Genomic DNA, 22,894 nt, shown 5'->3' with positions numbered 1-22,894 from the left:
GAAGACCTACTTTTTACACCTTAAATTTCCCTGATTCTTCTTGAAGGTTTGTGGCAAGTTTGGCTAACTGCTCAGAAGCTGACGCCATTTCATTCATTGTAGAGGCTTGTTCCTCTGTAATTGCCGACACGTTTAAGGTGTGCTCATTTGTTGCCATCGCTTGTTTACTTATGGCCTGAACGTTTGAAGTCACTTCGGTAAGCTTTCCGTAAGCTTCTGTTGTATTAGAGCTTGTCTCTACCATCGTTTGTTTCAAATCTTCAATAGCATTTGCAATTGTATCAAATGTTACTCCTGCTTGTTGCACAGAATCAATACCGTTATGAGCAATTGTACGACTTTGCTCCATTACCGTAACAACTTCATTCATTTGATTTTGAATATTGTGAACAAGTGTGGCAATGTCCTGCGAGGCATGACCTGTTTGCTCTGCAAGGACCTTCACTTCTCCTGCTACTACGGCAAAACCTTTGCCTGCTTCCCCAGCACGTGCTGCTTCAATCGCTGCATTTAATGATAACAAATTTGTTTGATCTGTTATGGAAGAAATAAGTTGGCTCATCTTTTCAATTTGTGCAGACTGATTTTTCAAGCTACTTACTAATTTTGCACTGTTCTCTACCTGCGTATGTAGATGGACAATTTCGTCCACGAATGAACGAATTTGCTTCGAGCCGTCAGCTGCAATATGTGAAGTTGTTACAGATTGTTGGACTGCCCTTTCTAAGGTATGAATGACACCATGCATGTCATCCGTTAGTTGTGTAGTTTCAGATTCTAATTGGTCACTGACTTGTTGTTGTTTCATAGTATTTTCTGCAACTTCTTGCATAGAGGTTGCTACATCCGTCACGGATAGATTGACTTCTTGCACACTTGCTGTCAGCTCCTCCGCAGTCGAAGCGACAGTTTCTGATTCTGACAAAATATGTTTCATCATCCCCCCCAATGCTTCTAAGGAATGATTATAATGTTGGGCCATCTCACCAAATTCGTCTTTTGTATCGATTGACATCGTTTGCGTTAAATCACCTGTTGCAAGACTACCTAAATGCTCAATCATAATTTGTACTTCACCACGGATATAGCGTGCCAGTAAATAGATAATCAATGCAATAAGTAATATTAAAACAACACTAATGATAGTTTGCTGGTAGAGCGTTGCTTGTACTTCACTAGTTAACTCACTCGTTGGGACAAGTAAAACTAGCTTCTAAGGCATATCGTTTATTTGCTTGTATTTTACGGTATAATCTTCGCCATTAATGGCTGCGTGAATTAACTTTTCTTTGTCTGATAACTGTTCGAGCGGAATGTTTAACAGATTTTGAATCGTCTCATTATTGACTTTTTCAACGTCAGGATGTGTTAAAAATTTACCACTGTCATCTATTAAAAAAGCATAACCACTGTCTCTAATTTTGACATCGGAAACAACGAATTGTATAGAATCTAGCACGTAATCACCTGTAATAACCCCAATCGGCGTTGTGCCATCAACTACTTGGATTCCAAATGAAATAAACATTTCTCCTAAACTTTCATCGAAATAAGGTTCTGTATGTATCACTTCAGTGGATTGTAAACTATTTGTATACCACTCCTGTGTATGGAAATTATAGGACGGGTCTTGATACACATCCGTATAGATAATTTTTTCACCGTCCTTATAGATGTACGGACCAAAAAATTCTCCATTTGCTTCGCCCTTTTCAAGCCACAGTCCCATCCCATATGTTTCTTTATTTAATGGAAGTAATTGCTCGATATAGCGTTTGAATTGTTCCCTTGACATTATGGTATCAGCTGTTTCTATCGTCGATTTCACGCTACGAATAAGCTGATTGTGCGAACGTATTTTATTTTCCACAGAATTAGTGACATCTTCTGCCAATAAAGACATTTCATTTTCTATTGATTTTTCCAGTTCATTTGATGAGCTGAAATAGCTAATCATGGACATGCTCCCTAAAAATACTGCAATAATTGGAATAAGAATACCGATTTTCGCCATAAGCTTGAGATTTCCTAATAGCTTCCTCATTTCCCTTCCCCCCGTAAAAGTAATTTTCCCTTCTATTTTCATCTATTGTATACATGGCAGAAAGGTATTTTATTTTAATTTTTTGTAACTTTTTGTACAAATCTTGAGAAAGGAGCTAAACACTTCGGAGCAGTCAAATCTGGGAGAATTCCTGTAACCGTCAAAGGTATTTTGACAATAAAACCTCTTTATCGTCATTGTTATTTACTTGCAAAAGCAAAAGCCAGATTCTCTATGGCTCGAATCCGGCTTGGTTAATATAAATTTGATTTTCCGGAAAAATACGTAAAAATCGCTGCTGTACTTCTTTATAGGCGTGCGCTCCATACCAATCTTCTAACCCTAGCTCTGCATATAATTTATCAATGCCTAATTTTTTTGTGCGTTTGCCCCCACTGCCATCTCCCATAAAATAATCATCAATGCATATTCGATTGACGAGTGGCTTTAATTTATCAGGAAAATATTCGCTACTTGGTAAAACAGGCGCTATTGCCACTTGGGTAGCTATGCCTGCATCCGCCAATTTTTGCAGGGTTTTTAAACGTGCTTGAATAGGTGGTGCCTCGGGTGTAAAATGCCTGCGCATGGTTTCCGAATCGGTTTCAATGGTCATGCTTACTCGAACTTTATCTTTAAAGCGCTGTAATACATCAATATCGCGACTGACAAGTGGGCTTCTCGTTTGTACTAATAAGAAATCGGGCGGATTTTGTGCCATCACCTCTAATAAAGAGCGTGTCACTTTTTCCTGATATTCTATCGGTTGATAGGGGTCGGTACTTGATGACATAAAAATAGTAACTTTCCCCTTTTCTTTCGCTCTACGAAGCTCTTTAGCAAGTAGAGTAGCTGCTCCCTGTTTGACATCCACCCAATGCCCCCATTGGCCTTCTCGAAAGAGAGCTACAGGCATTTGCCGTACATAGCAATAAGAACAACCAAAGGAACAGCCCGTATATGGATTGAGAGAATGCGTGTATCCCGCAAGAAAGCCTGTCCCTTTATTAAGTATTGTTTTCGGATTTTTATAGAACAATTCACTTTTCAAATCGCTCCCTCCTCCATGTAGAAAAATTCATTTACTGCTAGGATTCCCGGCTTTCCATATCTAAAAGTTGCGTCTTCATGTCCAATCCACCTCGATAGCCGGTTAATGAGCCATTCTTGCCTACCACACGGTGACATGGAACAGTCATTAAAACTGGATTAGCGCCAATCGCCGCTCCGACAGCACGAACAGCTTTCGGTTTATTGATGGCATTGGCAATATCCGAATAGGACTTCGTCTGTCCATAGGGAATCCCACAAAGTGTATGCCAAACGGCAAGTTGGAATGCTGTACCATGGTAATCACATGGAACTGTAAAGATTTGTCGTGTTCCTTCTAGATACTCCATGATTTCATGTGCATAAGGGCTAAGCTGTTGTTCATCTTCCACAAGCGGGCTTGCTGGATAATGTTTCAGCACCCATTCAGCTAATTCGTCAAAGGGTTTGTTGGGGGAACCAACAAACGCCAGGCCTTTAGAAGTGCAAGCAAGATAGAGACGCCACTCTTTTACCTGTAATTGAGACCAATAAATGGTTGGCTTATCCTTTCTCATCAATTATCTCTCCCCCTTTAATCATTTGGCGATATTGTGCGGGTGTATGACCGATTTTCTTTTTAAATAAAGTTATAAAATAGGGCGTATTCGTTATTCCCACACATGTAGCGATTTCTTCAATTGATTTATTCGTCTGCCTCAAATACTCTTTAGCTGCACTTAATCGAAGATGCTGGATATATTCTACAGGCGTAATGCCGTTCAACTTTTTGAACGTTCGCTGTAAATGATAGGGACTGCCATGCGCGATGTCTCCCAATGTTTCAAGTGTTAATTTTTCTGTGAAATTTTTATCGATGTATTGTGTGACTTGCGTTACCCATTCACTGTCAGGCAATCGCTCGTTCGTTGGCTTGCACCGTTTACATGGACGGAATTTTGCGGCTAAGGCTTGCTGCGCATTATGAAAAATACAGACATTTTCTTTATTCGGCACACGCGATTTGCAAGATGGTTTACAGAAAATTTTCGTGGTCTTGACCGCATAGAAAAATATATTATTGTACGAAGCATCATTGCTAATAATGGCTTGCCATTTTTCATCGGTCATTACGCCATAATCGTCGTTGTCTTGAATGCTTTCCATTTACTCACCTCTCCTTTCATAAAAATTCCTTCAACCCTGCTACTTGAAATGTTACTTTATTTTGCATCATGAAAAATAATGCCTAGACCATACCTCTCACCAGAAGTAACTGTACTTACGCCATGACGTACCGTATTTTTATAGTACCCTCTTTTACCAAGGACAGGGCGATAATGAGTAGGAAAAATAAGCGCACTGCCCTGTTCTAACGTAATTACATGCCCCCTGCTTTGAGCACGCGGAATTTGTTCTACTAAGAGGGATTCACCACCGGTATAATCTTTCTCTCGTTGATTTAATACAAATACTACTTGAAAAGGAAAAAATACATCGCCATATAAATCTTGATGCAAGCAATTATACCCACCTTGTTGATATTTTAATAGTAAGGGGGTCGGTCTTAGTTGTTCATATTGTGCGCATATTTTCAAAAAATCTTGAAGAGTCTCTGGAAAAGGTTGCGATTTTTTTAAATAATGCAACCATCGATTTGCTGTCTTGGCTAATGGCGGATAAAAAGATTCTCTTAAATTTTGGATTAGTTCAGGTAATGGGTAGGAAAAATATTTGTACTGTCCATTGCCAAAACGATATCTTGTCATGTTGATTGTCGTTCTGTATGACGCTTCTCCACTATACAGCTCCATAAAGAATTCACACTCTTGTGGCGTTAAAATTACTGGCAGCTTTGCAAATCCGCTTGCATCTAAGTCATTTTGAATGGATGCCCAATCGAGACTTTGTATACGCAATGCTATATCCTTGACCATGTTTCATCCTCCTATTATCATCTGGATAACTAACACTATAACCCCATGAAATCAAAAAAATAAGGCTTTTAGAATGTAATAGCAAGATAACAAAACAAATAAAAGATTATGATTGGGTACAGTCAATATGCATTTTGATAAATCAACAAGAGGTGAATGACCATTGATAACACATAACATACAGGAAGAACTTGTCATTACATTACCGAAAGAGTTTGACATGAAAGCAAACTTTGACTATTTAACAAGGGAGAAGAATGAATGCATGTACGAAGTCGACAATGATTTACTTACAAGAGTCATTGTCATTGGAGACACTGGGTTTTTAGTACAGCTACGGGTAATTGCTAATCAAGAAATGGTCGTTGGATTTTTAGGTGATGCGAGACCTACGAAGGATTGGCAACGACAAGAGATTGTCCAATATATTCGTGCATGGTTTGATCTTGATAACGATATTGCGCCATTTTATGAATTGGCACAGACAGATTCATTACTGAAAACACCAGTTAAAAATTTCTATGGCTTGCGTCTTCTTGGTATCCCCGACTTATTCGAGGCTTTATGTTGGGGTGTTTTAGGACAGCAAATAAACTTAGCCTTTGCGTACACATTAAAGAAACAGTTTGTGGAGGCATTTGGCGATTGCATTGAATGGGGTGGTAAAAAATACTGGATTTTCCCAACCTATGAACGCATCGCACAGTTAACACCTTCCGACCTATCCAGTATAAAAATGACCGTCAAAAAAAGCGAATATATCATTGGCATCGCAAAGTTGATGGTAAGTGGTGAAGTGTCAAAGGAGAAATTAATGAACATGCGCTTTGACGAGGCTGAAAAAAACTTAATTCAGATACGTGGCATCGGTCCCTGGACAGCCAATTACGTGCTCATGCGCTGCCTCCGATTCCCAACAGCTTTTCCAATCGATGATGTCGGACTCATTAATGCTATAAAGGATAGCTGTCACATGGACCGCAAGCCTACAAAAGATGAAATCTTGAAACTGTCCTCTCCCTGGAACAATTGGCAATCCTACGCGACCTTTTATTTATGGCGTGTGCTCTACTAACCCATTACAGTGAGAATGTAGGAACAACAAAGGCATCTAGATGTATGTAACGTCTAGATGCCAGTCCCCCGCCACCATAAATCTACACGCTTCGATGTACTCGGAACCTTAAATTCTATCGCACCACAGCGTCACTCAGAATAGCCTAAGCCTGCATAACATTCGAGATGCGTTGTACATATAGCGCGCGGTCCGTCGGCACTTTCTTTCATAAGAGAAGCTGTTATCGATGGTGACTTATGAAGCAATGAACTCCCTATTACAATTTGGTATGTTCCTCGCAAATGACATATCCCTCATGTCTCTTGCCGCCCTTGCACATTCATTCCTTCATTCAGTATATTCATTTTAATGTAGCACAAAGAGAGCATTTTCTCTTCAACATTTTCAATTTTCTGTATTTTTTATATACGACGGGATTTATCTCTCCAATAAGGATGTGAAGGCATTTGGCATTGCCGAGAAGGTTTTCTGCATCTCTTAGGTCAAATGATTGTGATCGCTATCTAATAATCAATAAAATTAAACAACAAATTAATATTATTGATTATTTATATAAAAAAATTTAATTTTATTATTTATTTTTTAAATTTCTTGTTATATAATCGAATCAACCAAAGGAAAGGAATTTCATTATGGCTTATAAAGTAATCACAAATTGTCCTGTCTGCAGTAAAACATTGAAAATTACAAAGTTGCAGTGCACTCATTGTCACACGACGATTGAAAATGAGTTTGAATTATCTAAGCTGGCCTCCTTATCACAGGATCAGCTTCATTTTGTGGAAGTATTTCTAACATGCAGAGGGAATATCAAAGATGTTGAAAAAGAACTCGGGATTTCGTATCCAACAGTTCGTGGCAAGCTAACAGACATCATTTCATCCCTTGGCTATGTGCAGAAGAAGAAGAAAAATGAGGTAGACGAGAAAAAGATTGTTACTATGTTGGAAAATGGCGAAATTACACCAGAGGAAGCCATTAAGCTCTTAAAAGAGGAATAAGGAGGAATTTATCATGAAAGATGAAATTACAAGAGTGTTAACAATGGTTCAAGAAGGCAAGATTGATGCAGATAAGGGATCAGAACTGATTGAGATACTACAAGGAAAAGAAGAAACAGCAAATAAACTTTTGGAAAAACCGACTAAATATTTAGATAAAATGTTAAAAGTTCGTGTTGTCTCAGCCGAAAATGATAACGTCACGGTTAATTTGCCGATAAAACTTGTCAAAGTAGTACTAATGGCTGGACACAGTATCGCAGCGAGTATTCCTCAAGCGGAAAAATACGTGAAAGATATAGACATAGGCCTTATTATGGAAGCAATTGAAAACGAATTAGATGGCCAAATCGTTGATATTAAATCGGCAAACGGGGATACCGTTTCGGTTATCATTGATTAGTGATTTACTTATGATGCATGTAAAAGTGAAAGCAAAAGACATTCGGTTTACCATCCCAGTTCCATATGCTATTTTAAACATTGTTATTTCCATTTTGTCGTCAAAATTGTTACAGAAATATGCAAACAAATGGACAAAAGAGTATTTCGAAAGAAAAAAACTGGACTTTACCTTTCCACTCATAGACAAACAAACGCTAATACCTATTGTCAAGGAACTCCAAAATTATAAAGGAATCGTGCTAGTAGATGTCAAAGCTAAGGACGGTACTGAGGTAAAGGTTAAGCTATAATGCATGATCGCCTACACCGACCACTAACTAGCTTTTCAAAGAAAAAGCCTAATTTCTCGCATACAATACCGAGAAATTAGGCTTTGTTGCTTTAATAATAGCCCCTATTGCTGAAAAAAGAGCGTTCGTTTTCATCATTGACGTTCCCGCTAAAATAAAGATCTTACCAAACACGTCCCCTGTAAGATAGTCAATGGCTTACACTGCCACTTTATTCAACTGTCGTAATGCAATGTTCTAGTTTTTTGTGAGCTGGCATATCCTTTGTCGATGTTTCTTTTAGAGAAGTATACCAACGGCTTCTAACATAATTGTATTTTTTATCAAATTTTACATTCATCAGTGAAAGTATACCTACATAAGATAGTCTAGTATTCTCTAAAGATTCCCAGGGATTTACTGGGAAATTAACTAAAAATTACGCAAAAAGTGGTATAGCTTTACTATTCTAGTATTTGTTATGATTAAAAAGCATTTTTAAGAAAAGGAGGTTTTTTGATGAATTATTATGATCCTTATTACAGTGATTATGATGCGGTCTTTGGTGGTTTCCTATTAATTTTCCTTTTGGTGTGCCTTGTATTGGCTATTATCGGTTATATTATTAGTTCACTGATCTATTTTATGGCGTCCAAAACGAATGGCTTTAGCGATGTTGCTTACATTGCATGGATTCCCATCATTAACGTATACAGCCTTTTCCTCTTGACGGCAAATGGTGAGGATGATGCTACAGTCCGTGCAGCCGCGAAAAAGACTACACTGATTTATGCGGGATTATTTATTGTTTCATTTGTCCCATTAGTGGGTATTATCGCTTCACTTGCCATGCTGGGCTATGTGATTTACTACTCCTATCGTTTAATGTATCGTTGGTCAGGTGAATCTGGGAAAGCTATACTTTACATTATTTTATCGATTATCACGGGTGGTTTATTCTTTATGATTTATGGCTTAATGCGCATGAATCGTCCATTCAAGGTTTAATTACTTGCACACATAAAGTGCAGTCAAAAAATCCTCTTTTTTCTCTTAAGAAGAAGAGGATTTTTTGTTGTTTAGCACTCAAATTCACCTAAATAATGCCTGTTCCAGTCTGGTCTTGCCGCCCTTCTTTGGCATCTTCAATGATAATACCGTTTATTTTCTTAGAAAGGGACAGCCGACAGTTCGCAAACTGAAGGTTGCCCCTTTTTACTTTTTGACTGTGTTAAATGCAAAAAAATTTTTCACCTCCCCAAAACTAAGGTAAGTGCCTTGTCCTCCTACCCTATGTCAAAAAAATAGGTCAATTGAAGGAAAAATATGCTATATTATAGTTAGAAAATTTAGAATTTCATCTGCAAAGGGGATCCATGACTATGTATGAAAATATTTTAAGACATCCAGGGCCAACGCCTATTCCGAAAAAAGTTCAACTTGCCATGAATCGGGATATCTTCAGCCATCGGAGCACTGAATTTGTTGAGCTTTACCGCGAAACCATTGAACTTGTTAAGCCGATTTTTGGGACAAAGCAAGAAATTTTACTCCTGCCCTCAGGCGGTACAGCCGCATTGGAAGCTGCAGCAGTCAATACCGTTGCTGCTGGAGAAGAGGTTGTTGTCATTACAGTTGGTGCATTCGGCGACTACTTCGTTTCGATTTGCGAACAATATGGCTTTCACGTACATAAGCTAGAAAAACAATGGGGACAAGCCTGCACAGCACAGGAATTACGTGAATTTTTACAGCCATTACAACATATTAAAGCTGTTTTTATCACATACAACGAAACGTCAACGGGTATTTTAAACCCAATTGCTGAATTGGCACAGGTTGTGCGTGAGGAAAGTGACGCATTATTGATTGTGGACGGCGTTAGCTGCATTGGCGGCGCCCCCGCTGAAATGGATGCCTGGGGCGTGGATATTCTCGTTACTGGCTCACAAAAAGCGCTGATGCTACCGCCTGGGCTTTCACTAGTTAGTGTCAGCGAAAGAGCATGGCAAGTGATTGAAGAAAATCAAGCACCTTCTTATTACTTAAATTTAGCAAGCTATCGTAGTTGGGCAGAAAAAGGCATGACACCGAATACCCCTGCCATCACACTTATTTATGGGCTACATGAGGTGTGCACACTCATCGAGGCAGAAGGAGGCTTTGCCAAAACTGTAGCCCGTCATGAACTCATGAAAAATATGGTGCGCAGTGCTATGAAAGCCCTTAATATCGATTTGTTAACAACTGACGAATACGCATCACCAACGATTACAGCCATCATGGCACCAACAGGCATTGCACTAGGTGATTTCTTGACGCATCTAAAACAACACTACCATTTAGATTTTGCTGGCGGACTTGGTCATTTACAAGGACAAATGTTCAGATTTGGCCATATGGGCTATTGCTTTCCGAGCGATGTGTTACAGGCCGTTTCTTTAATGGAAGCAGCATTGCAAGACTTTTCTTATGATTTTGAGCCAGGTGCGGGCGTGCGCGCAGCCCACGAAGTATTTTTAACCGCGCAACGCAAATAATTAAAAATTGAACTACTAAAAAAGCATTCTCGGAACAAACTGTCCCTTGAATGCTTTTTCTCTTCTTGTATTTAGAGTGCGTTTCCTGACCATCTGTTAGCTAACTATAAAAAGCACGGGGATGGATGCCCGATGTTGTGCGTGCATTAAACACCCATTTTTCTACGAGTATTACTTGTTTTTTTCGGTTGCTGACTTTTCATTTTCTTAGTTGAAAGGTCTGCATTCTGTTTGCCTTTATTCGCTGAAGACTGATTCTTTTTGTTTTCAAGCTGCTGCTTCACTGCTTCTTGCAGACTAATTTTCTTTTTTGGTGCTTCTGATTGATGGTTCTCGGTCATGGAAAATCCCCCTTTTAATACGTTTATTAGTTCAGTATAATCTATTTTCTCTTATTTGTGAAATTTTGCCCTTGGTTTGGCATAATAGCAAAAATAATTTTGGTCCACATTATGTACAGCAACGGGTTTACTACTATGTCCCTCAAGGACGTTGTGGTACAAAGCAAAAGATGCTACCATTGCAGTCAAAAAAGACTCCGCAGATAGCATCTTGTTCATCATTTAGTTAAAAAATTTGTCTACACGCTGTATAACTTCGTCAGCCGAAAGACCATTCGCATCAATGATAGGCCCTGCCATGACAGGGTCGCTAATGCCCATTACATTTTTGTCTTGTCCTGTGATTACACAGGCATCACATTTTTTTGCATCCTCTTCATGGCGAAGCTGTAGCACTTCATAACCTTGTGCTTTTAATGCTTCTTCAACATTTGATAATGATTGCTCAACACCAATTATTCTAGACAATATTCTTCCACCTCCTATATGTAATGTGTCATTTTGGATGGCTTATTATTCACCTCATTCACTTTTTTGCTCTATACTCATGGATGTAGTATATAAATAATCTTTAATGATGGACTAGAGAAACCGACAAAGGAGGGTCGAAATGAAAGTATTTATGAAATTATTTACAGGGATGTTCTTAGTTTTTATACTGACAGGATGCATAGGAGAAGATTATGATGTTGGTGTGCCAACTGCTCATTTACATGTTGAAAGCTTTACCCCATCTGTGCAATTAACCGAAGCAAATATCAACTGGGGTGCATCAAGTGAAGATGTCCATCAAACAATAGAAGATATTCAGAAATTCGGATTATCACAAGATGAAATAAAGATTTTTGCGAATGAACAAGCTACTGTAGAATTTGAAGAGAACGAAGAAAATGGCGGAGATATTTGGACAGATCCCGAAACCCAAATATTAGTTGCCCTTCTGAAAGATAAACAACGAACCAAACTCGAAATAAATGATTTTAGTGAATTTCGATTCCCAACTAACAAAGGAAGATATGTTTTAGTAGTTGAATTTATAAGTGAAAAAGGATCTGCTCAATACGTTGGGAATGTCTTAATTCAGTGATATCTTGAACTAACGAGGCTTTAGTTGAAGATTCGATTTACGAAATATTAACTTGTGTTTTAACAGCAACAATCTTTGAGAAAATACTCTTGCATTTTGTCACTTCTCTAAAGATTGACATTCATCTTGAAAATTCTGAATTACAATCCTCCCTAATACACCATCAGTCAAAATAGCTTAGCACGCTCATTTTCACTGGTGGTATATTTGGAGGGTTTACATCATGAAAAATTTATCCCGCATGAACGGTCAGTGGCCCTCTAATCTCAATTTAAATAAATTTTCACATTTTAACAACTTTATGCCTTTTTCAAATACTCTTCGCGCATTTCTTGTGGCACCATACTACCGCCAGTCGCCCATACAAGATGCGTCGCTTGTGCCATTTTCTCCGTTAATCCATGCTTCTCTAAATAAGCTTGCCCATTTTTCATCAATTGAATGGGACCAAACATTCCTGCATGGGCTGATGGCTCTAAAAACAACTCTTCCGACGCCAGCGCTAATCTAAGTGCAGTAAATAATTCTTCATCTTTCACTGTATAGCAACCATTTATATACGTTTCCATCACTTTCCCCACAAATTTTGAGGCACGCCCCACAGCTAATCCATCTGCTTCTGTTTTATTGTCCAGACCGATATCTTCTACGCTAATGGCGTCATGTAAGCCTGTCATCAGCCCAATTGTCATGCAAGGAGACGCCACTGGTTCAGCAAAGAAAATATGGACGTGTTCTCCGAAAATTTCACGTAAACCGTACGCTACCCCACCTGGTCCACCACCAACACCACAAGGCAAATACACGAACAATGGATGTGCATCATCCACTATAATGTTCGTCTTTTCACATTGCACCTTTAAACGCTTTGCGGCCACTGCATAACCGGCAAATAAGTCTTTTGAGTTCTCGTCATCAATAAAATGGCACAGTGGATCTTGTTCGGCTTCCTGACGTCCTTGTTCAACAGCTACACTATAATCTGCTTCATATTCAATAACAGTCGCACCTTTTTCTTTCAGCAACGCCTTCTTCCACTCTTTTGCGTCACTCGACATATGTACAACGACATTAAAGCCGAGTTTTTTACCCATAATGCCGATACTTAACCCCAAATTACCTGTAGAACCTACTGCAATCGTGTACTGTTGGAAAAACGCGCGTAGTTCTTCCGTAGCTAAAACAGCATAATCATCCTCTTTTTTAAGTTTCCCATGAGCTATGGCAAGTCGCTCCGCATGTTTTAGTACTTCATAAATACCACCACGAGCTTTAATAGAGCCTGAAATCGGTAATGTATTATCACATTTCAATAGGAAACGGCCAGCAATCAATAGGTGATATTTTTGTTCAAGTGCTTCTTTCATAGCCGGTATCTCTTTTATAGCTGATTCAATAAGTCCCCCACTTTTCGCAAGTTCAGGGAAAGCCACTATTAAATAGGAAGAAAAGCGTTTAAGCGTTTCTTCCGCATCCTCTACCTCCTTCATCGAAAAGAGCTCAGTCCTCGCCTTTTTCTGCCATTTTGTATTTTCCCAAAAGACAGTATCGGCTTTTGCCATGTTTTTTAATAACGGATGTCGCTTAAATAGTTCGTGTTTTCGTTCATTTTTCATCTGCTGACGCCTCCATTTTCTTCGCTAAAAGTGCTCGTTCACAAATTTGTCGAAATTTCAATTCGAACGAAATATTGTTTTCTTGCGTTCGTTTTTTTGGTCCCTTGGTTCGTCCACCTGCACGCCTGATTTTCTGTCCAACATGGCGCATATCGAGCAAACGTTCGATGTTTTCATCTGACATTTCCCGTCCATTTTGATCGATTGGATAGCCACCCCTCGCCAAAACCATGGCAGCTAAACCATAATCCTGTGTAATGACAATATCGTATTTTGAAAGCGCATTCACTAGCGTGAAATCAACCGAATCTGGACCCTTGGGTACCATAATTGTTATTACATTATCACGTTCAATACGGTGGGATGTATCGCAAAACAAGATAGTTTCAATCTCATACTCAGATGATATAGATAGCGCTAAATCCACGACTGGACAGGCATCTGCATCAATTAATAACTTCACAATAAGGCATCATTCCCTTCTCACAATCAGATGAATTAATCATCTTTTAATTATTTTAATATAATAATTTCCACACCCTACTTGCTCATTTTTTCACAAACTTTACGTCCTTGGAAAAAGTATTTTATTGAATAGTGTGAAAAATAGATATACGATACACCTATCAAACATTTGGAGGTTTTCACTATGACAACAACAACTGTAAGCAACGAGCAATTAGCGAAAGAATACGTAGATGGCGTATTCGAGCAATTGAAACAACAAAACAGTCATCAAGCGGAGTTCTTACAAGCAGCTGAAGAGATTTTCATCTCATTAGTGCCTGTATTTGCACAACACCCTGAATATATTAAAGCAAATATCTTATCTCGAATCGTGGAACCAGATCGCATTATTTCCTTCCGCGTAGCATGGCAAGATGATCACAACCAAGTTCAAGTAAACCGTGGTTACCGTGTGCAATACAGCAACGTAATGGGCCCGTATAAAGGTGGTCTTCGCTTCCACCCTTCCGTAAACGAATCAATCATTAAATTCTTAGGTTTTGAACAAATTTTCAAAAATGCGTTAACTGGCCAACCAATCGGTGGTGGTAAAGGTGGCTCTAACTTCAATCCTAAAGGAAAATCAGACTCAGAAATCATGCGCTTCTGTCAAGCATTCATGACTGAATTATACCGTCATATCGGTCCAGATGTCGATGTTCCTGCTGGTGATATTGGTGTAGGTGCTCGTGAAGTGGGCTATTTATGGGGTCAATACAAACGTTTAACAAAAGCAAACGAATCGGGTGTTTTAACTGGTAAAACTCCTGGTTACGGTGGTTCATTAGCGCGTAAAGAAGCTACTGGTTATGGTACAGTATACTTTGTAAAAGAAATGCTACAAGATGCCAATGATTCATTCGAGGGCAAAACTGTTGTCGTTTCAGGTTCAGGTAACGTTTCAACTTACGCAATCGAAAAAGCGCAGCAATACGGTGCAAAAGTAGTAGCTTGCTCTGACTCTTCAGGCTATGTTTACGATCCAGACGGTTTAGACCTTGATGCCATTAAGGAAATCAAGGAAGTAAAAGGTGATCGTATCTCAACATACCTAAACTATCGTCCAAATGCTACATTCACAGAAGGTTGCACAGGTATCTGGTCAATTCCGTGTGATATCGCACTACCATGTGCTACACAAAACGAAATTAATGGCGACGCGGCTCGTACTTTAATTTCAAATGGTGTGCAAGCAGTTGGTGAAGGTGCAAACATGCCATCTGACCTTGAAGCAATTAATGAATTTTTAGAAGCTGGTGTATTATTCGGTCCTGCGAAAGCAGCAAATGCTGGCGGTGTTGCTGTATCTGCACTTGAAATGGCACAAGATTCTAGCCGTGTATTCTGGTCATTTGAAGAAGTAGATGCTAAACTACACCAAATTATGAAAGACATTTATGCGGATAGTAAAGCAGCTGCTGATAAATATGGCTTCCCTGGTAACCTTGTTGTGGGTGCAAACATCGCTGGTTTCATCAAAGTTGCAGATGGTATGCTATCTGAAGGTGTCTATTAAGTACAGTCTTTTTTCAATTTAGCCTCTGATGGAATTGGACCTTTCCGGTAGCACACGCCTACCGGAAAAAGTTTAAATTTTCTTAATTCCACCAAGATGATAGCGATCATTCGTTATCATCTTATTTTTTTGTAGATTACGAGATCAAAAACAGAGAAATTATTGATTAAAACGAACGTTTTTTATATTAAACATTTAAAACATTCGTGTTATAATCATAAGGTACTATGAATATTGGAGGGTTTTTAGTGGAATTATTGTATACAGGTAAAACGAAAAATGTGTTCAAACTAGAAGATGGTCATTACTTATTAAAATTCAAAGATGATGTAACTGGTGAAAACGGCGTATTCGATCCGGGCGCAAACACTGTAGGTTTAACAATTGACGGTGCTGGTCTTGCTGGTCTTCGCTTAACTTCTTATTTCTACTCAAAACTAAACGAACAAGGTGTCCCTACTCACTACGTAGATGCAAACTTCGACGATGCAACAATGACTGTAAAACCTGCAACAGTTTTCGGTAAAGGGTTAGAAGTAATTTGCCGCTTCAAAGCTGTTGGTTCTTTCTTACGCCGCTATGGTGCTTACGTACAAGAAGGACAAGATTTAGATTCTTTCGTTGAAGTAACAATTAAAGATGACGATCGCCTAGATCCTCCTATTTCTGAAGATGCTTTAGCTATGTTAAACCTGTTAACTCATGAAGAATATGCTATCTTAAAGCAACGCACGATTGAAATTTCAACATTCGTTGGCGCAGAGCTTGCGAAAAAGGGTTTAACACTTTACGATATTAAATTAGAATTTGGTCGCGATGCACAAACAAATGAAATTTTATTGATTGATGAAATTTCAGGTGGAAATATGCGTGCTTACAAAGGCGAACAATACATCGAACCATTAGAACTTGAAAAAATGATGCTAGCTGAATAACAAAGCTGAACGGAGCCGCTGTGATGCGGCTCTTTTTATATTTCATTTAAGCCGTCGTGTAGCTGAAGATGTTGACTGGCAGAAGCCTTAGATCATCTTCTTTCCTTTTTTATGAAACTTTTCATCACCCCTGTCGTATATTAACTATACGCAATATGCAATTATTCTATTATTTTTGGAGGTAGTTTAATGGAAAACTATAAGGATACACCGCAAGATAGGCAAAATGTTAATCCGTTTTTGCATGTATGGATGCATCCTAAACAAACAGCACGTTTTATGATTGATGTTAAATCCACTGGCTTTGCGATTCTTGTATTGTCAATCGGTTATATCGGTTCATTGCTTTCTGGCCTTATAGATAGTAATTTTATGCCAGAATTATCCCCTTGGATTATCGCGCTATTTTGTGTGATTTTAGCACCGATTGCTGGAATTATTGGTACTGCCATCTCCGCTTTTATCTTTTGGATATTCGGGAAACTATTTAAAGGGACGGCAACATTCTCCGGATTATTTAAAGCACTGAGCTTAAGCGCCGTTCCATTTATCGCCTTGATTCCTTTTTATTTAATTTGGTTATTTACTTCACCAGAATCTTTAATGGATGCGAATTTTATCGGATCAATACCGTGGATTTTTTGGCCAACGTTATTAGCAACTTTGGTTGTTACGATTTGGTCTGTTGTTGTCACTGTCGGCGTTGTAGGAGAAGCACACCAAATTTCAAATTGGAAGGCATTCTTTACTATCTTTATTCCTACCATTATTTTAGGCATCGTGTTCTTTATCCTGATTATGGTTCTCGTTATTGGCATAATTGGTGTCGGCTTAATGTAAAAAAACCTCCCCGCTCAACGATGAGTGCGGGAGATTTTTTTATTTTGCAATAATTGATTTTCCCAAGTTTTCTACAGTTTAAAATGAGTAATTAGCGCATTCATGTTTTGTGCTAATTCAGCAAGCTGTGCTGTTTTTCCAGACATCTCTTCCATTGAAGTACTGGTCTGCTCGGTTGTAGCTGTCGTTTGTTCAATGCCCGCTGCTGATTGTTCGGCAACTGCCGCAATCTCCTGAATGGAGCTATTCATTTTTTGGCCATCTTGCGCTACCATCGATAAATTCGTGGAAATCAACTTAACGCTTTCTACAACATCCGTAATGGCATCACTAATCGTATTAAAGGTTTCACTCGTTGCTTTAATTTGTTCTGAACCTTGTTTTACCTCTTTATAGCCATTCTCTAACGAGCCAGTTACTACACCAAAATCTTGTTGGATGTTCGTGACAATGTCTGTAATATCATTCACCGAAAAGGCTACTTGCTCAGCAAGTTTCCTTACTTCATCTGCAACAATCGCAAAACCATTGCCATGCTCACCAGCTCTTGCCGCCTCAATAGCGGCATTTAAAGCCAATAAATTCGTTTGATTGGCTATATCTTTGATGACGATCACTAATTTCGAAATTTCCCGAGACTAGCGTCTAATTTTTTGACTTTTTCGACGGCATTTTGAACAATGTCATCGATCTTTGCCATTTGTTCATTTGAAGAAGTCATTAAACGGCTACCATCATTAGTAAGATTCAATACCTCAATGGATGCCTGGCGAATATGCTCACCGTGTTTATGTGTTTCGTGTAAATCAGCAGTGAAGTTTTCCATGAAAGACGTTAATTCACTTGAATGATGGGCTTGCTTTTCTGCGCCCGTTGCTAAATCAAGCATCGTTACTGCTACTTGTTCCGTCCCCGTTTTCACTTCAATCGCCGATTGTGATAGCTCATCACTCGAGCGACTAATGAGGTCTGATGCTTGCAAAATTTTATCAATCATATTTTTTATTTTGTTGTGCATTTGATTCATCGCACTTGCTAATTTGCCAATTTCATCAGTTGATTTAATATCAATATTTTCACGCGATAAGTCCCCTTCTGCAAAAAGAACCATTGCCTCCGCTACTTGATTAATTGGCCTTGCCATACCACTCGCATATTTCCAAATAATTATAATCCCCAAAGCAAATGTTATACCCATGACGATTAAGGTTAGTTTTAATATATAATCAGCCGGCCTATCAAATTCTTCCGTATATGTACTTGCCCCAATGACCCAACCCCAATGTGGATCCAATTTTGCATAGACAATTTTCTTCGCAGGCGTCTCTGTATTTGGCAAAGGCCATTCATAAGTGACAAAATCCCCGCCTTTGTTAGCGACTTTAACGGTTTCTTGAATCCACCGCAACCCCTTACTATCAACTAAATCCCAAACATTCATTCCTTCATTAGTGGGATGGGCAAGTGTATCCCCCACCTGATTGATAACGAAAATATACCCGTTGTCACCGAGGTTAATGTTTTCATTGAGTGGTCTTTTCCCCTCAGCCGTTTTTTCACCTAATATCGCTACCTTTACTGTCTCTTGCGCTTCTGCCAATGGTAACCTTCCTGTTTCAACCTCTTTATGTAACATTTTAATCATTTCATGTGTTATTTCTACGCTGTTTTTTAAATTCTCTTTTCCGACAGCCTCTAAACTAGACTTACTTTGTTGATAGCTAAAAAAACTCAAAGCTACTAATGGCATCATTAAAAGGAATAATGAGAACAGGATAAGCTTTGTTTTTATGGAATGAAATTTTATAATGGATTTCAAATTGGCTCACTCCTTTGTCGTATTATTTATATAAAACTTTTTATCTACAAAAACCAATTATAGTAACAATTCTTTTTAACTATAATGATAGTTATTTTTTATTTCATAATTATAATGGCTATCTAATTTATTACACTGATTATTACATAATACTCATTTTAGTACACAACTAGACATAAAACAACACTTTTCGAGCACAATATAGACATTACTAACAAAAAATAACTACTTTCGAGCTACCAAAAAAAGGAGACCATCTGCTTGATGGCCTCCCTCTAGGTATCTCTCATTTATTTATAGTTATTTATACTGTGAGAACTGTCGTTTGCTGGAATAGCTCAGATACGCCTGATTCAACAGCCGCGCCGCTAACAGCACGTGAAACGATTTCTACAACTCTATCATCTAATGATTTCGGTACGATATATTCTTCATTCAATTCTTTATCACTTACAAGTGACGCAATGGCTTCCACTGCCGCTAACTTCATCGCTTCATTAATATCTGTTGCTCGAACATCCAATGCCCCACGGAAAATACCCGGGAAAGCAAGAACATTATTAATTTGGTTTGGATAATCTGAACGTCCTGTTCCCATAATACGGACGCCCCAAGCTTTTGCATTGTCATACGTAATTTCCGGATGTGGATTGGCTAGTGCAAAGACAACTGGATTTTCATTCATGGAAGCAATATGCGCTTCTGTCAGTAAATTTGCAACGGATACGCCGATAAAGACATCAGCACCTACGAGTGCATCCTCCAATGTACCGTGTACTTTTTGTGGATTTGTTAAATGGGCAACTGTCTCTTTAATCGGATTCATGCCTTCTACACGCCCTTCATAAATAAGGCCCTTGGTATCACACATATAAAGGTTTTTATAGCCCATTTGCACAAGAATTCTGAGGATCGCAATGCCCGCAGCCCCCGCACCATTAATGACAATCTTCATTGTCTCCACATCTTTTTTCACGATACGATTGGCATTCATCATTCCTGCCCCTACGACAATAGCCGTCCCATGCTGATCATCGTGGAACACAGGAATATCACATTCCTGACGCAGACGGTCTTCTATTTCAAAGCATCGTGGTGCCGAAATATCTTCTAAATTCACAGCGCCAAATGTTGGGGCAAGCGCCTTCACAATGCTGACGATTTCATCCGTACTTTTCGTATCTAAACAAATTGGAAAAGCATCAACATTGGCAAAACGCTTTAATAAAATAGCCTTTCCCTCCATAACAGGTAACGCCGCTTTTGGTCCAATATCTCCTAAGCCAAGCACTGCCGTCCCATCCGACACAATCGCCACCATATTCCCCTTCATTGTATAGTCATAAACTAACGATGGATTTTTTTCAATCTCCACACATGGAGCAGCTACACCTGGTGAGTAAGCAAGGCTGAGATCATAGGAATCCTGCATCGGCACCTTTGAAATAACCTCTAATTTCCCACTATAATGCGCATGCATATCTAATGCCTTTTTCATAATATCCATTCGACCCCATCCTTTTCCCTTTAAGTTTTCTTTGTATTCTAGAATCATAATACTTTGTGAAAACATAGTCAACGAAAAATTCTGATAATTATATTTTATCTTTGAAAATACGCCTTTATTTATCATTAAAGTCATTTTTTCGTCTTGTTATAACTTTCACAATCAATTATTTCAACATAATTAATACAACGAAAACCTTTCGTGAAAATGTACGTATAACGCTTTTTAACCTGTTCAACTTTTCACATAGTATTTTTCTTCAGTAAATGAGAAGAATTTCACAAACTGATGTAAGCGCATCCATTGTGACGCCTTACTTTGTCACAATTTCTTCATATTTTTTCACAATCATTTTTATTATTGCAACGAAACCATTATTGTTTCCTTCGTCTAAGTAAATTTATTTTTTTAGACAGAGTCAGAGCGGTCCTCCCATGCACCCGAGCGAACAACTCCCTCAGCCACGACACAAAAAAAGAGCCCTTAGCGTAAGGACTCTTGCATAAAATGTTGTGTCAAGGCCGTGATAATATGTTTTGAAGACCACTGCTCCCCCGAAGCTTTCGTAATGGGATAATCGCGACGGAAGATAGTTTTTGTTATTTCATCCACTGTGTGCCCTTGGTCATAAAGTTTTCGGACCTCGCCCTCTAATTCTTCTAAGTACGTAATTTTCTCTTGTATTCTTGCTCGGCCATCTGCTAAAAAGCCAGCATGACAGCAATAAACTGTTTCAAAATCATAGTTTAGTAGTTTCTTTAACGACGCCAAGGTATGTACGATGTTTTCTTCATCCAGCACAACCTTCGTTTTCGTCTGTATATATAAATCTCCTGTAAACATGGCACCGCTTGCCCGATTGTAAAACGATAGATGGTCTGTGGTATGTCCAGGTGTCGAGATAATATCCCAGGTAGCCGACTTCGTTTGTAGTGTGTCGCCAAATGGCTGCGCCACAAACGCGGGCCTCTTGCCCCACAGAGCCTCTCGATACAATGGATAATCGCCATCCTGTGCACAAATATCTACAGACTCGCGATGTATATAGATAGGTACATTACGCTGTTGCTGTATCCATGCTGCATTTCCTGAATGATCCTCATGTGCATGTGTCAGCGCCACCTGCTCAATCGCCAGCTCGTTAAAAAACGATTGGAACTCCTGCGACAGCGAGTTAGAACCCGTATCAATTAGTAGGCCGTCTACAAAGAAGCTATAGACACTCATACCAATACCCTGAACGGCTACCTTGCCATGTGCACAGTGCACATCACGATTCTGTCCAATTTCAATGCTTTTCTCTAGTTTATACACGATTTTCCCCCTTTTCCCTTTATAAAAAGAGTGTAGCACAAAATGAATGGTGAGTCATTTTCAGGTGAACGTACAACAAATGACTTTTTTCAATGCTTTCGTAAAGATAATATATGGAGCAATAAACGTACATGCTGCATCTCCCTCTTTCGCTCGTTGGACGAGTATATCCTGCACGATGCTCCCCTTCCTTTATCTATTAGACTGGCAAATAATAAATTTAGCTTTCGCTTCAAAATAATAATTGTGATTTCCAAAAAGTCTATCATTTTTCTGCAAAACTTCATATTGTATATTTGCCCCGTTTTTTATAGAATCTTATATAACATTAAAGTGAAAAAATGAGAAGGTGCCTATTATGGAAGAAAAAGAAATACAAACATTCTCCAAGCGTGAACAGAAAAAACAATTAAATAGACAAAACATCATTAATGCAGCAATCCAACTATTTAGTTCAAAGCCGTTTTCTGAGGTAAGCATGCGGGCTATTGCCAAAGACGCCAATGTTTCGCCTGGACTCATCTATCAATATTTCGATGATCAACAACATCTTTTTATGACCGCCTTTAAAATTGAAAGTACGAATTTATTAAATGCATTACGCCAAACAATAGAAATACAAGATGACCAATTGGCAGTAATAGCGCGTAAATATATAGACTACATGTTCAGACATGATAATTTATATCAAATGATGACTTATTTTATGTTGGAAAACGACCATCATGGAAGTGTTTCGGCAGGACTGCGTGACATCACAGATGACTTATTTGCAATTTTTCGAGAAGCTTTAAGCAAACATCTACCTGAAAAACAATTAAAAAGTGCTGCCCAGCTCTTTTTTGCTTCCTTAAATGGTATTTTAATTACTTATAAAAACTTGCCAGGGCGCTCACAGGAAGCGACATGGCAGCATATCGAGCATTTAGTAGAGGTATTAGTAGCAACTATAAAGAGGGCCTATCCGGAATAAAAGGCGCTTTTTTCTGACACTAGGTTAAAAAATTTCGCGACCGTTTCGCACAAAACGACCCACCAGACACTCTTAGTTATAGTAATCTAACGATGAGGCTTGCGGCTTGTCCGAGCAACGGCAGCGAAATTTTTTA

General features: G+C 38.8%; 25 protein-coding genes. 11 read left to right on the top strand and 14 right to left on the bottom strand.

Annotated features, from left to right (window positions below):
* Window positions 1-13: 13 nt before the first annotated feature.
* From C9J35_RS24105 to C9J35_RS09330, 6 genes are all read right to left on the bottom strand, one after another.
* Window positions 14-1,111: a methyl-accepting chemotaxis protein gene (locus C9J35_RS24105; RefSeq protein ID WP_268807920.1), complete on the bottom strand. Its 1,098-nt coding sequence runs from the start codon at window positions 1,109-1,111 to the stop codon at window positions 14-16.
* Between the two features lie 102 nt (window positions 1,112-1,213).
* On the bottom strand, window positions 1,214-2,044 hold the full coding sequence (locus C9J35_RS24100) for a cache domain-containing protein (protein ID WP_235616247.1): 831 nt from the start codon (window positions 2,042-2,044) through the stop codon (window positions 1,214-1,216).
* Between the two features lie 232 nt (window positions 2,045-2,276).
* Window positions 2,277-3,095 carry an SPL family radical SAM protein gene (locus C9J35_RS09345; protein ID WP_107924293.1) on the bottom strand — a complete coding sequence of 273 codons (819 nt, stop codon included), beginning with the start codon at window positions 3,093-3,095 and terminating at the stop codon, window positions 2,277-2,279.
* Window positions 3,096-3,132: 37 nt separating this feature from the next.
* Entirely contained in the window at window positions 3,133-3,651 is a 519-nt protein-coding gene (locus tag C9J35_RS09340; RefSeq protein WP_107924292.1) for a methylated-DNA--[protein]-cysteine S-methyltransferase, read from the bottom strand.
* Window positions 3,638-4,240 (bottom strand): bifunctional transcriptional activator/DNA repair enzyme AdaA, encoded by a 603-nt coding sequence (locus tag C9J35_RS09335; RefSeq protein ID WP_054767564.1) that lies wholly within the window; start codon window positions 4,238-4,240, stop codon window positions 3,638-3,640. Before C9J35_RS09335 ends, C9J35_RS09340 begins: the two co-directional genes overlap by 14 nt.
* A 56-nt stretch (window positions 4,241-4,296) precedes the next feature.
* The gene (locus tag C9J35_RS09330; protein WP_107924291.1) at window positions 4,297-5,010 is read right to left on the bottom strand and encodes a 2OG-Fe(II) oxygenase; all 714 of its coding nucleotides are present in this window, start codon (window positions 5,008-5,010) and stop codon (window positions 4,297-4,299) included.
* Between the two features lie 163 nt (window positions 5,011-5,173).
* Here C9J35_RS09330 and C9J35_RS09325 point away from each other — a divergent pair, with 163 nt between their 5' ends.
* From C9J35_RS09325 to C9J35_RS09300, 6 genes are all read left to right on the top strand, one after another.
* Window positions 5,174-6,085, top strand: coding sequence for a DNA-3-methyladenine glycosylase family protein (locus C9J35_RS09325; RefSeq protein ID WP_107924290.1), 912 nt, complete (start codon window positions 5,174-5,176; stop codon window positions 6,083-6,085).
* Between the two features lie 635 nt (window positions 6,086-6,720).
* A complete protein-coding gene (locus C9J35_RS09320) occupies window positions 6,721-7,089 on the top strand; it encodes a DUF2089 domain-containing protein (protein ID WP_054767563.1) in 369 nt (122 codons plus the stop codon).
* 13 nt (window positions 7,090-7,102) lie between these two features.
* The gene (locus C9J35_RS09315; RefSeq protein ID WP_054767562.1) at window positions 7,103-7,492 is read left to right on the top strand and encodes an SHOCT-like domain-containing protein; all 390 of its coding nucleotides are present in this window, start codon (window positions 7,103-7,105) and stop codon (window positions 7,490-7,492) included.
* 10 nt (window positions 7,493-7,502) lie between these two features.
* On the top strand, window positions 7,503-7,784 hold the full coding sequence (locus tag C9J35_RS09310) for a hypothetical protein (RefSeq protein WP_107924289.1): 282 nt from the start codon (window positions 7,503-7,505) through the stop codon (window positions 7,782-7,784).
* A gap of 498 nt (window positions 7,785-8,282) precedes the next feature.
* Window positions 8,283-8,771: a hypothetical protein gene (locus C9J35_RS09305; protein ID WP_107924288.1), complete on the top strand. Its 489-nt coding sequence runs from the start codon at window positions 8,283-8,285 to the stop codon at window positions 8,769-8,771.
* A gap of 374 nt (window positions 8,772-9,145) precedes the next feature.
* Window positions 9,146-10,303, top strand: a complete 1,158-nt coding sequence (locus tag C9J35_RS09300) for a pyridoxal-phosphate-dependent aminotransferase family protein (protein WP_107924287.1) — start codon at window positions 9,146-9,148, stop codon at window positions 10,301-10,303.
* A 146-nt stretch (window positions 10,304-10,449) separates the two neighbouring features.
* Here C9J35_RS09300 and C9J35_RS09295 read toward each other — a convergent pair whose 3' ends face one another.
* Window positions 10,450-10,644 carry a hypothetical protein gene (locus tag C9J35_RS09295; protein ID WP_107924286.1) on the bottom strand — a complete coding sequence of 65 codons (195 nt, stop codon included), beginning with the start codon at window positions 10,642-10,644 and terminating at the stop codon, window positions 10,450-10,452.
* 222 nt (window positions 10,645-10,866) lie between these two features.
* A complete protein-coding gene (locus C9J35_RS09290) occupies window positions 10,867-11,112 on the bottom strand; it encodes a YkuS family protein (protein WP_107924285.1) in 246 nt (81 codons plus the stop codon).
* 142 nt (window positions 11,113-11,254) lie between these two features.
* Here C9J35_RS09290 and C9J35_RS09285 point away from each other — a divergent pair, with 142 nt between their 5' ends.
* On the top strand, window positions 11,255-11,731 hold the full coding sequence (locus tag C9J35_RS09285) for a hypothetical protein (RefSeq protein ID WP_054767561.1): 477 nt from the start codon (window positions 11,255-11,257) through the stop codon (window positions 11,729-11,731).
* A gap of 299 nt (window positions 11,732-12,030) precedes the next feature.
* Here C9J35_RS09285 and dsdA read toward each other — a convergent pair whose 3' ends face one another.
* Window positions 12,031-13,347, bottom strand: coding sequence for a D-serine ammonia-lyase (dsdA, locus tag C9J35_RS09280; protein WP_107924284.1), 1,317 nt, complete (start codon window positions 13,345-13,347; stop codon window positions 12,031-12,033).
* Complete coding sequence (locus C9J35_RS09275) at window positions 13,337-13,810, bottom strand: YaiI/YqxD family protein (RefSeq protein ID WP_107924283.1); 474 nt, start codon at window positions 13,808-13,810, stop codon at window positions 13,337-13,339. Before C9J35_RS09275 ends, dsdA begins: the two co-directional genes overlap by 11 nt.
* 186 nt (window positions 13,811-13,996) lie before the next feature.
* On the opposite strand from C9J35_RS09275, the gene gdhA reads away from it, so the two are divergent.
* The 3 genes from gdhA to C9J35_RS09260 all read left to right on the top strand — a co-directional run bounded on the left by gdhA (window position 13,997) and on the right by C9J35_RS09260 (window position 17,145).
* Window positions 13,997-15,370 (top strand): NADP-specific glutamate dehydrogenase, encoded by a 1,374-nt coding sequence (gene gdhA / locus C9J35_RS09270; protein WP_054767560.1) that lies wholly within the window; start codon window positions 13,997-13,999, stop codon window positions 15,368-15,370.
* 248 nt (window positions 15,371-15,618) lie between these two features.
* Window positions 15,619-16,305: a phosphoribosylaminoimidazolesuccinocarboxamide synthase gene (locus tag C9J35_RS09265; protein WP_107924282.1), complete on the top strand. Its 687-nt coding sequence runs from the start codon at window positions 15,619-15,621 to the stop codon at window positions 16,303-16,305.
* A 189-nt stretch (window positions 16,306-16,494) separates the two neighbouring features.
* Entirely contained in the window at window positions 16,495-17,145 is a 651-nt protein-coding gene (locus tag C9J35_RS09260; protein ID WP_107924281.1) for a Yip1 family protein, read from the top strand.
* Window positions 17,146-17,216: 71 nt separating this feature from the next.
* On the opposite strand, the gene C9J35_RS24095 is transcribed toward C9J35_RS09260, so the two are convergent.
* The 4 genes from C9J35_RS24095 to C9J35_RS09245 all read right to left on the bottom strand — a co-directional run bounded on the left by C9J35_RS24095 (window position 17,217) and on the right by C9J35_RS09245 (window position 21,785).
* Window positions 17,217-17,762: a methyl-accepting chemotaxis protein gene (locus tag C9J35_RS24095; RefSeq protein ID WP_235616246.1), complete on the bottom strand. Its 546-nt coding sequence runs from the start codon at window positions 17,760-17,762 to the stop codon at window positions 17,217-17,219.
* Window positions 17,762-18,964, bottom strand: coding sequence for a methyl-accepting chemotaxis protein (locus C9J35_RS24090; RefSeq protein ID WP_235616245.1), 1,203 nt, complete (start codon window positions 18,962-18,964; stop codon window positions 17,762-17,764). The genes C9J35_RS24095 and C9J35_RS24090 overlap by 1 nt, the downstream gene beginning before the upstream one ends.
* 304 nt (window positions 18,965-19,268) lie before the next feature.
* On the bottom strand, window positions 19,269-20,471 hold the full coding sequence (locus C9J35_RS09250; protein WP_107924280.1) for an NAD(P)-dependent malic enzyme: 1,203 nt from the start codon (window positions 20,469-20,471) through the stop codon (window positions 19,269-19,271).
* Window positions 20,472-20,954: 483 nt separating this feature from the next.
* A complete protein-coding gene (locus C9J35_RS09245; protein WP_107924279.1) occupies window positions 20,955-21,785 on the bottom strand; it encodes an MBL fold metallo-hydrolase in 831 nt (276 codons plus the stop codon).
* A gap of 358 nt (window positions 21,786-22,143) precedes the next feature.
* On the opposite strand from C9J35_RS09245, the gene C9J35_RS09240 reads away from it, so the two are divergent.
* Complete coding sequence (locus C9J35_RS09240) at window positions 22,144-22,758, top strand: TetR/AcrR family transcriptional regulator (protein WP_107924278.1); 615 nt, start codon at window positions 22,144-22,146, stop codon at window positions 22,756-22,758.
* The last annotated feature ends 136 nt before the right edge of the window (window positions 22,759-22,894 follow it).

This window comes from Lysinibacillus parviboronicapiens (assembly GCF_003049575.1).
Lineage (GTDB): Bacteria > Bacillota > Bacilli > Bacillales_A > Planococcaceae > Lysinibacillus > Lysinibacillus parviboronicapiens.
The sequence above is the reverse complement of the archived record's forward strand: the minus strand, read 5'-3'. Positions and strand labels throughout refer to the sequence as shown.

Coding starts and splice junctions, on each gene's coding strand:
- C9J35_RS24100 (WP_235616247.1), bottom strand. CDS start 2,044: ATGAGGAAGCTATTAGGAAATCTCAAGCTTATGGCGAAAATCGGTATT.
- C9J35_RS09340 (WP_107924292.1), bottom strand. CDS start 3,651: ATGAGAAAGGATAAGCCAACCATTTATTGGTCTCAATTACAGGTAAAA.
- C9J35_RS09335 (WP_054767564.1), bottom strand. CDS start 4,240: ATGGAAAGCATTCAAGACAACGACGATTATGGCGTAATGACCGATGAA.
- C9J35_RS09330 (WP_107924291.1), bottom strand. CDS start 5,010: ATGGTCAAGGATATAGCATTGCGTATACAAAGTCTCGATTGGGCATCC.
- C9J35_RS09320 (WP_054767563.1), top strand. CDS start 6,721: ATGGCTTATAAAGTAATCACAAATTGTCCTGTCTGCAGTAAAACATTG.
- C9J35_RS09315 (WP_054767562.1), top strand. CDS start 7,103: ATGAAAGATGAAATTACAAGAGTGTTAACAATGGTTCAAGAAGGCAAG.
- C9J35_RS09310 (WP_107924289.1), top strand. CDS start 7,503: ATGATGCATGTAAAAGTGAAAGCAAAAGACATTCGGTTTACCATCCCA.
- C9J35_RS09305 (WP_107924288.1), top strand. CDS start 8,283: ATGAATTATTATGATCCTTATTACAGTGATTATGATGCGGTCTTTGGT.
- C9J35_RS09300 (WP_107924287.1), top strand. CDS start 9,146: ATGTATGAAAATATTTTAAGACATCCAGGGCCAACGCCTATTCCGAAA.
- C9J35_RS09295 (WP_107924286.1), bottom strand. CDS start 10,644: ATGACCGAGAACCATCAATCAGAAGCACCAAAAAAGAAAATTAGTCTG.
- C9J35_RS09285 (WP_054767561.1), top strand. CDS start 11,255: ATGAAAGTATTTATGAAATTATTTACAGGGATGTTCTTAGTTTTTATA.
- dsdA (WP_107924284.1), bottom strand. CDS start 13,347: ATGAAAAATGAACGAAAACACGAACTATTTAAGCGACATCCGTTATTA.
- gdhA (WP_054767560.1), top strand. CDS start 13,997: ATGACAACAACAACTGTAAGCAACGAGCAATTAGCGAAAGAATACGTA.
- C9J35_RS09260 (WP_107924281.1), top strand. CDS start 16,495: ATGGAAAACTATAAGGATACACCGCAAGATAGGCAAAATGTTAATCCG.
- C9J35_RS09250 (WP_107924280.1), bottom strand. CDS start 20,471: ATGGATATTATGAAAAAGGCATTAGATATGCATGCGCATTATAGTGGG.
- C9J35_RS09240 (WP_107924278.1), top strand. CDS start 22,144: ATGGAAGAAAAAGAAATACAAACATTCTCCAAGCGTGAACAGAAAAAA.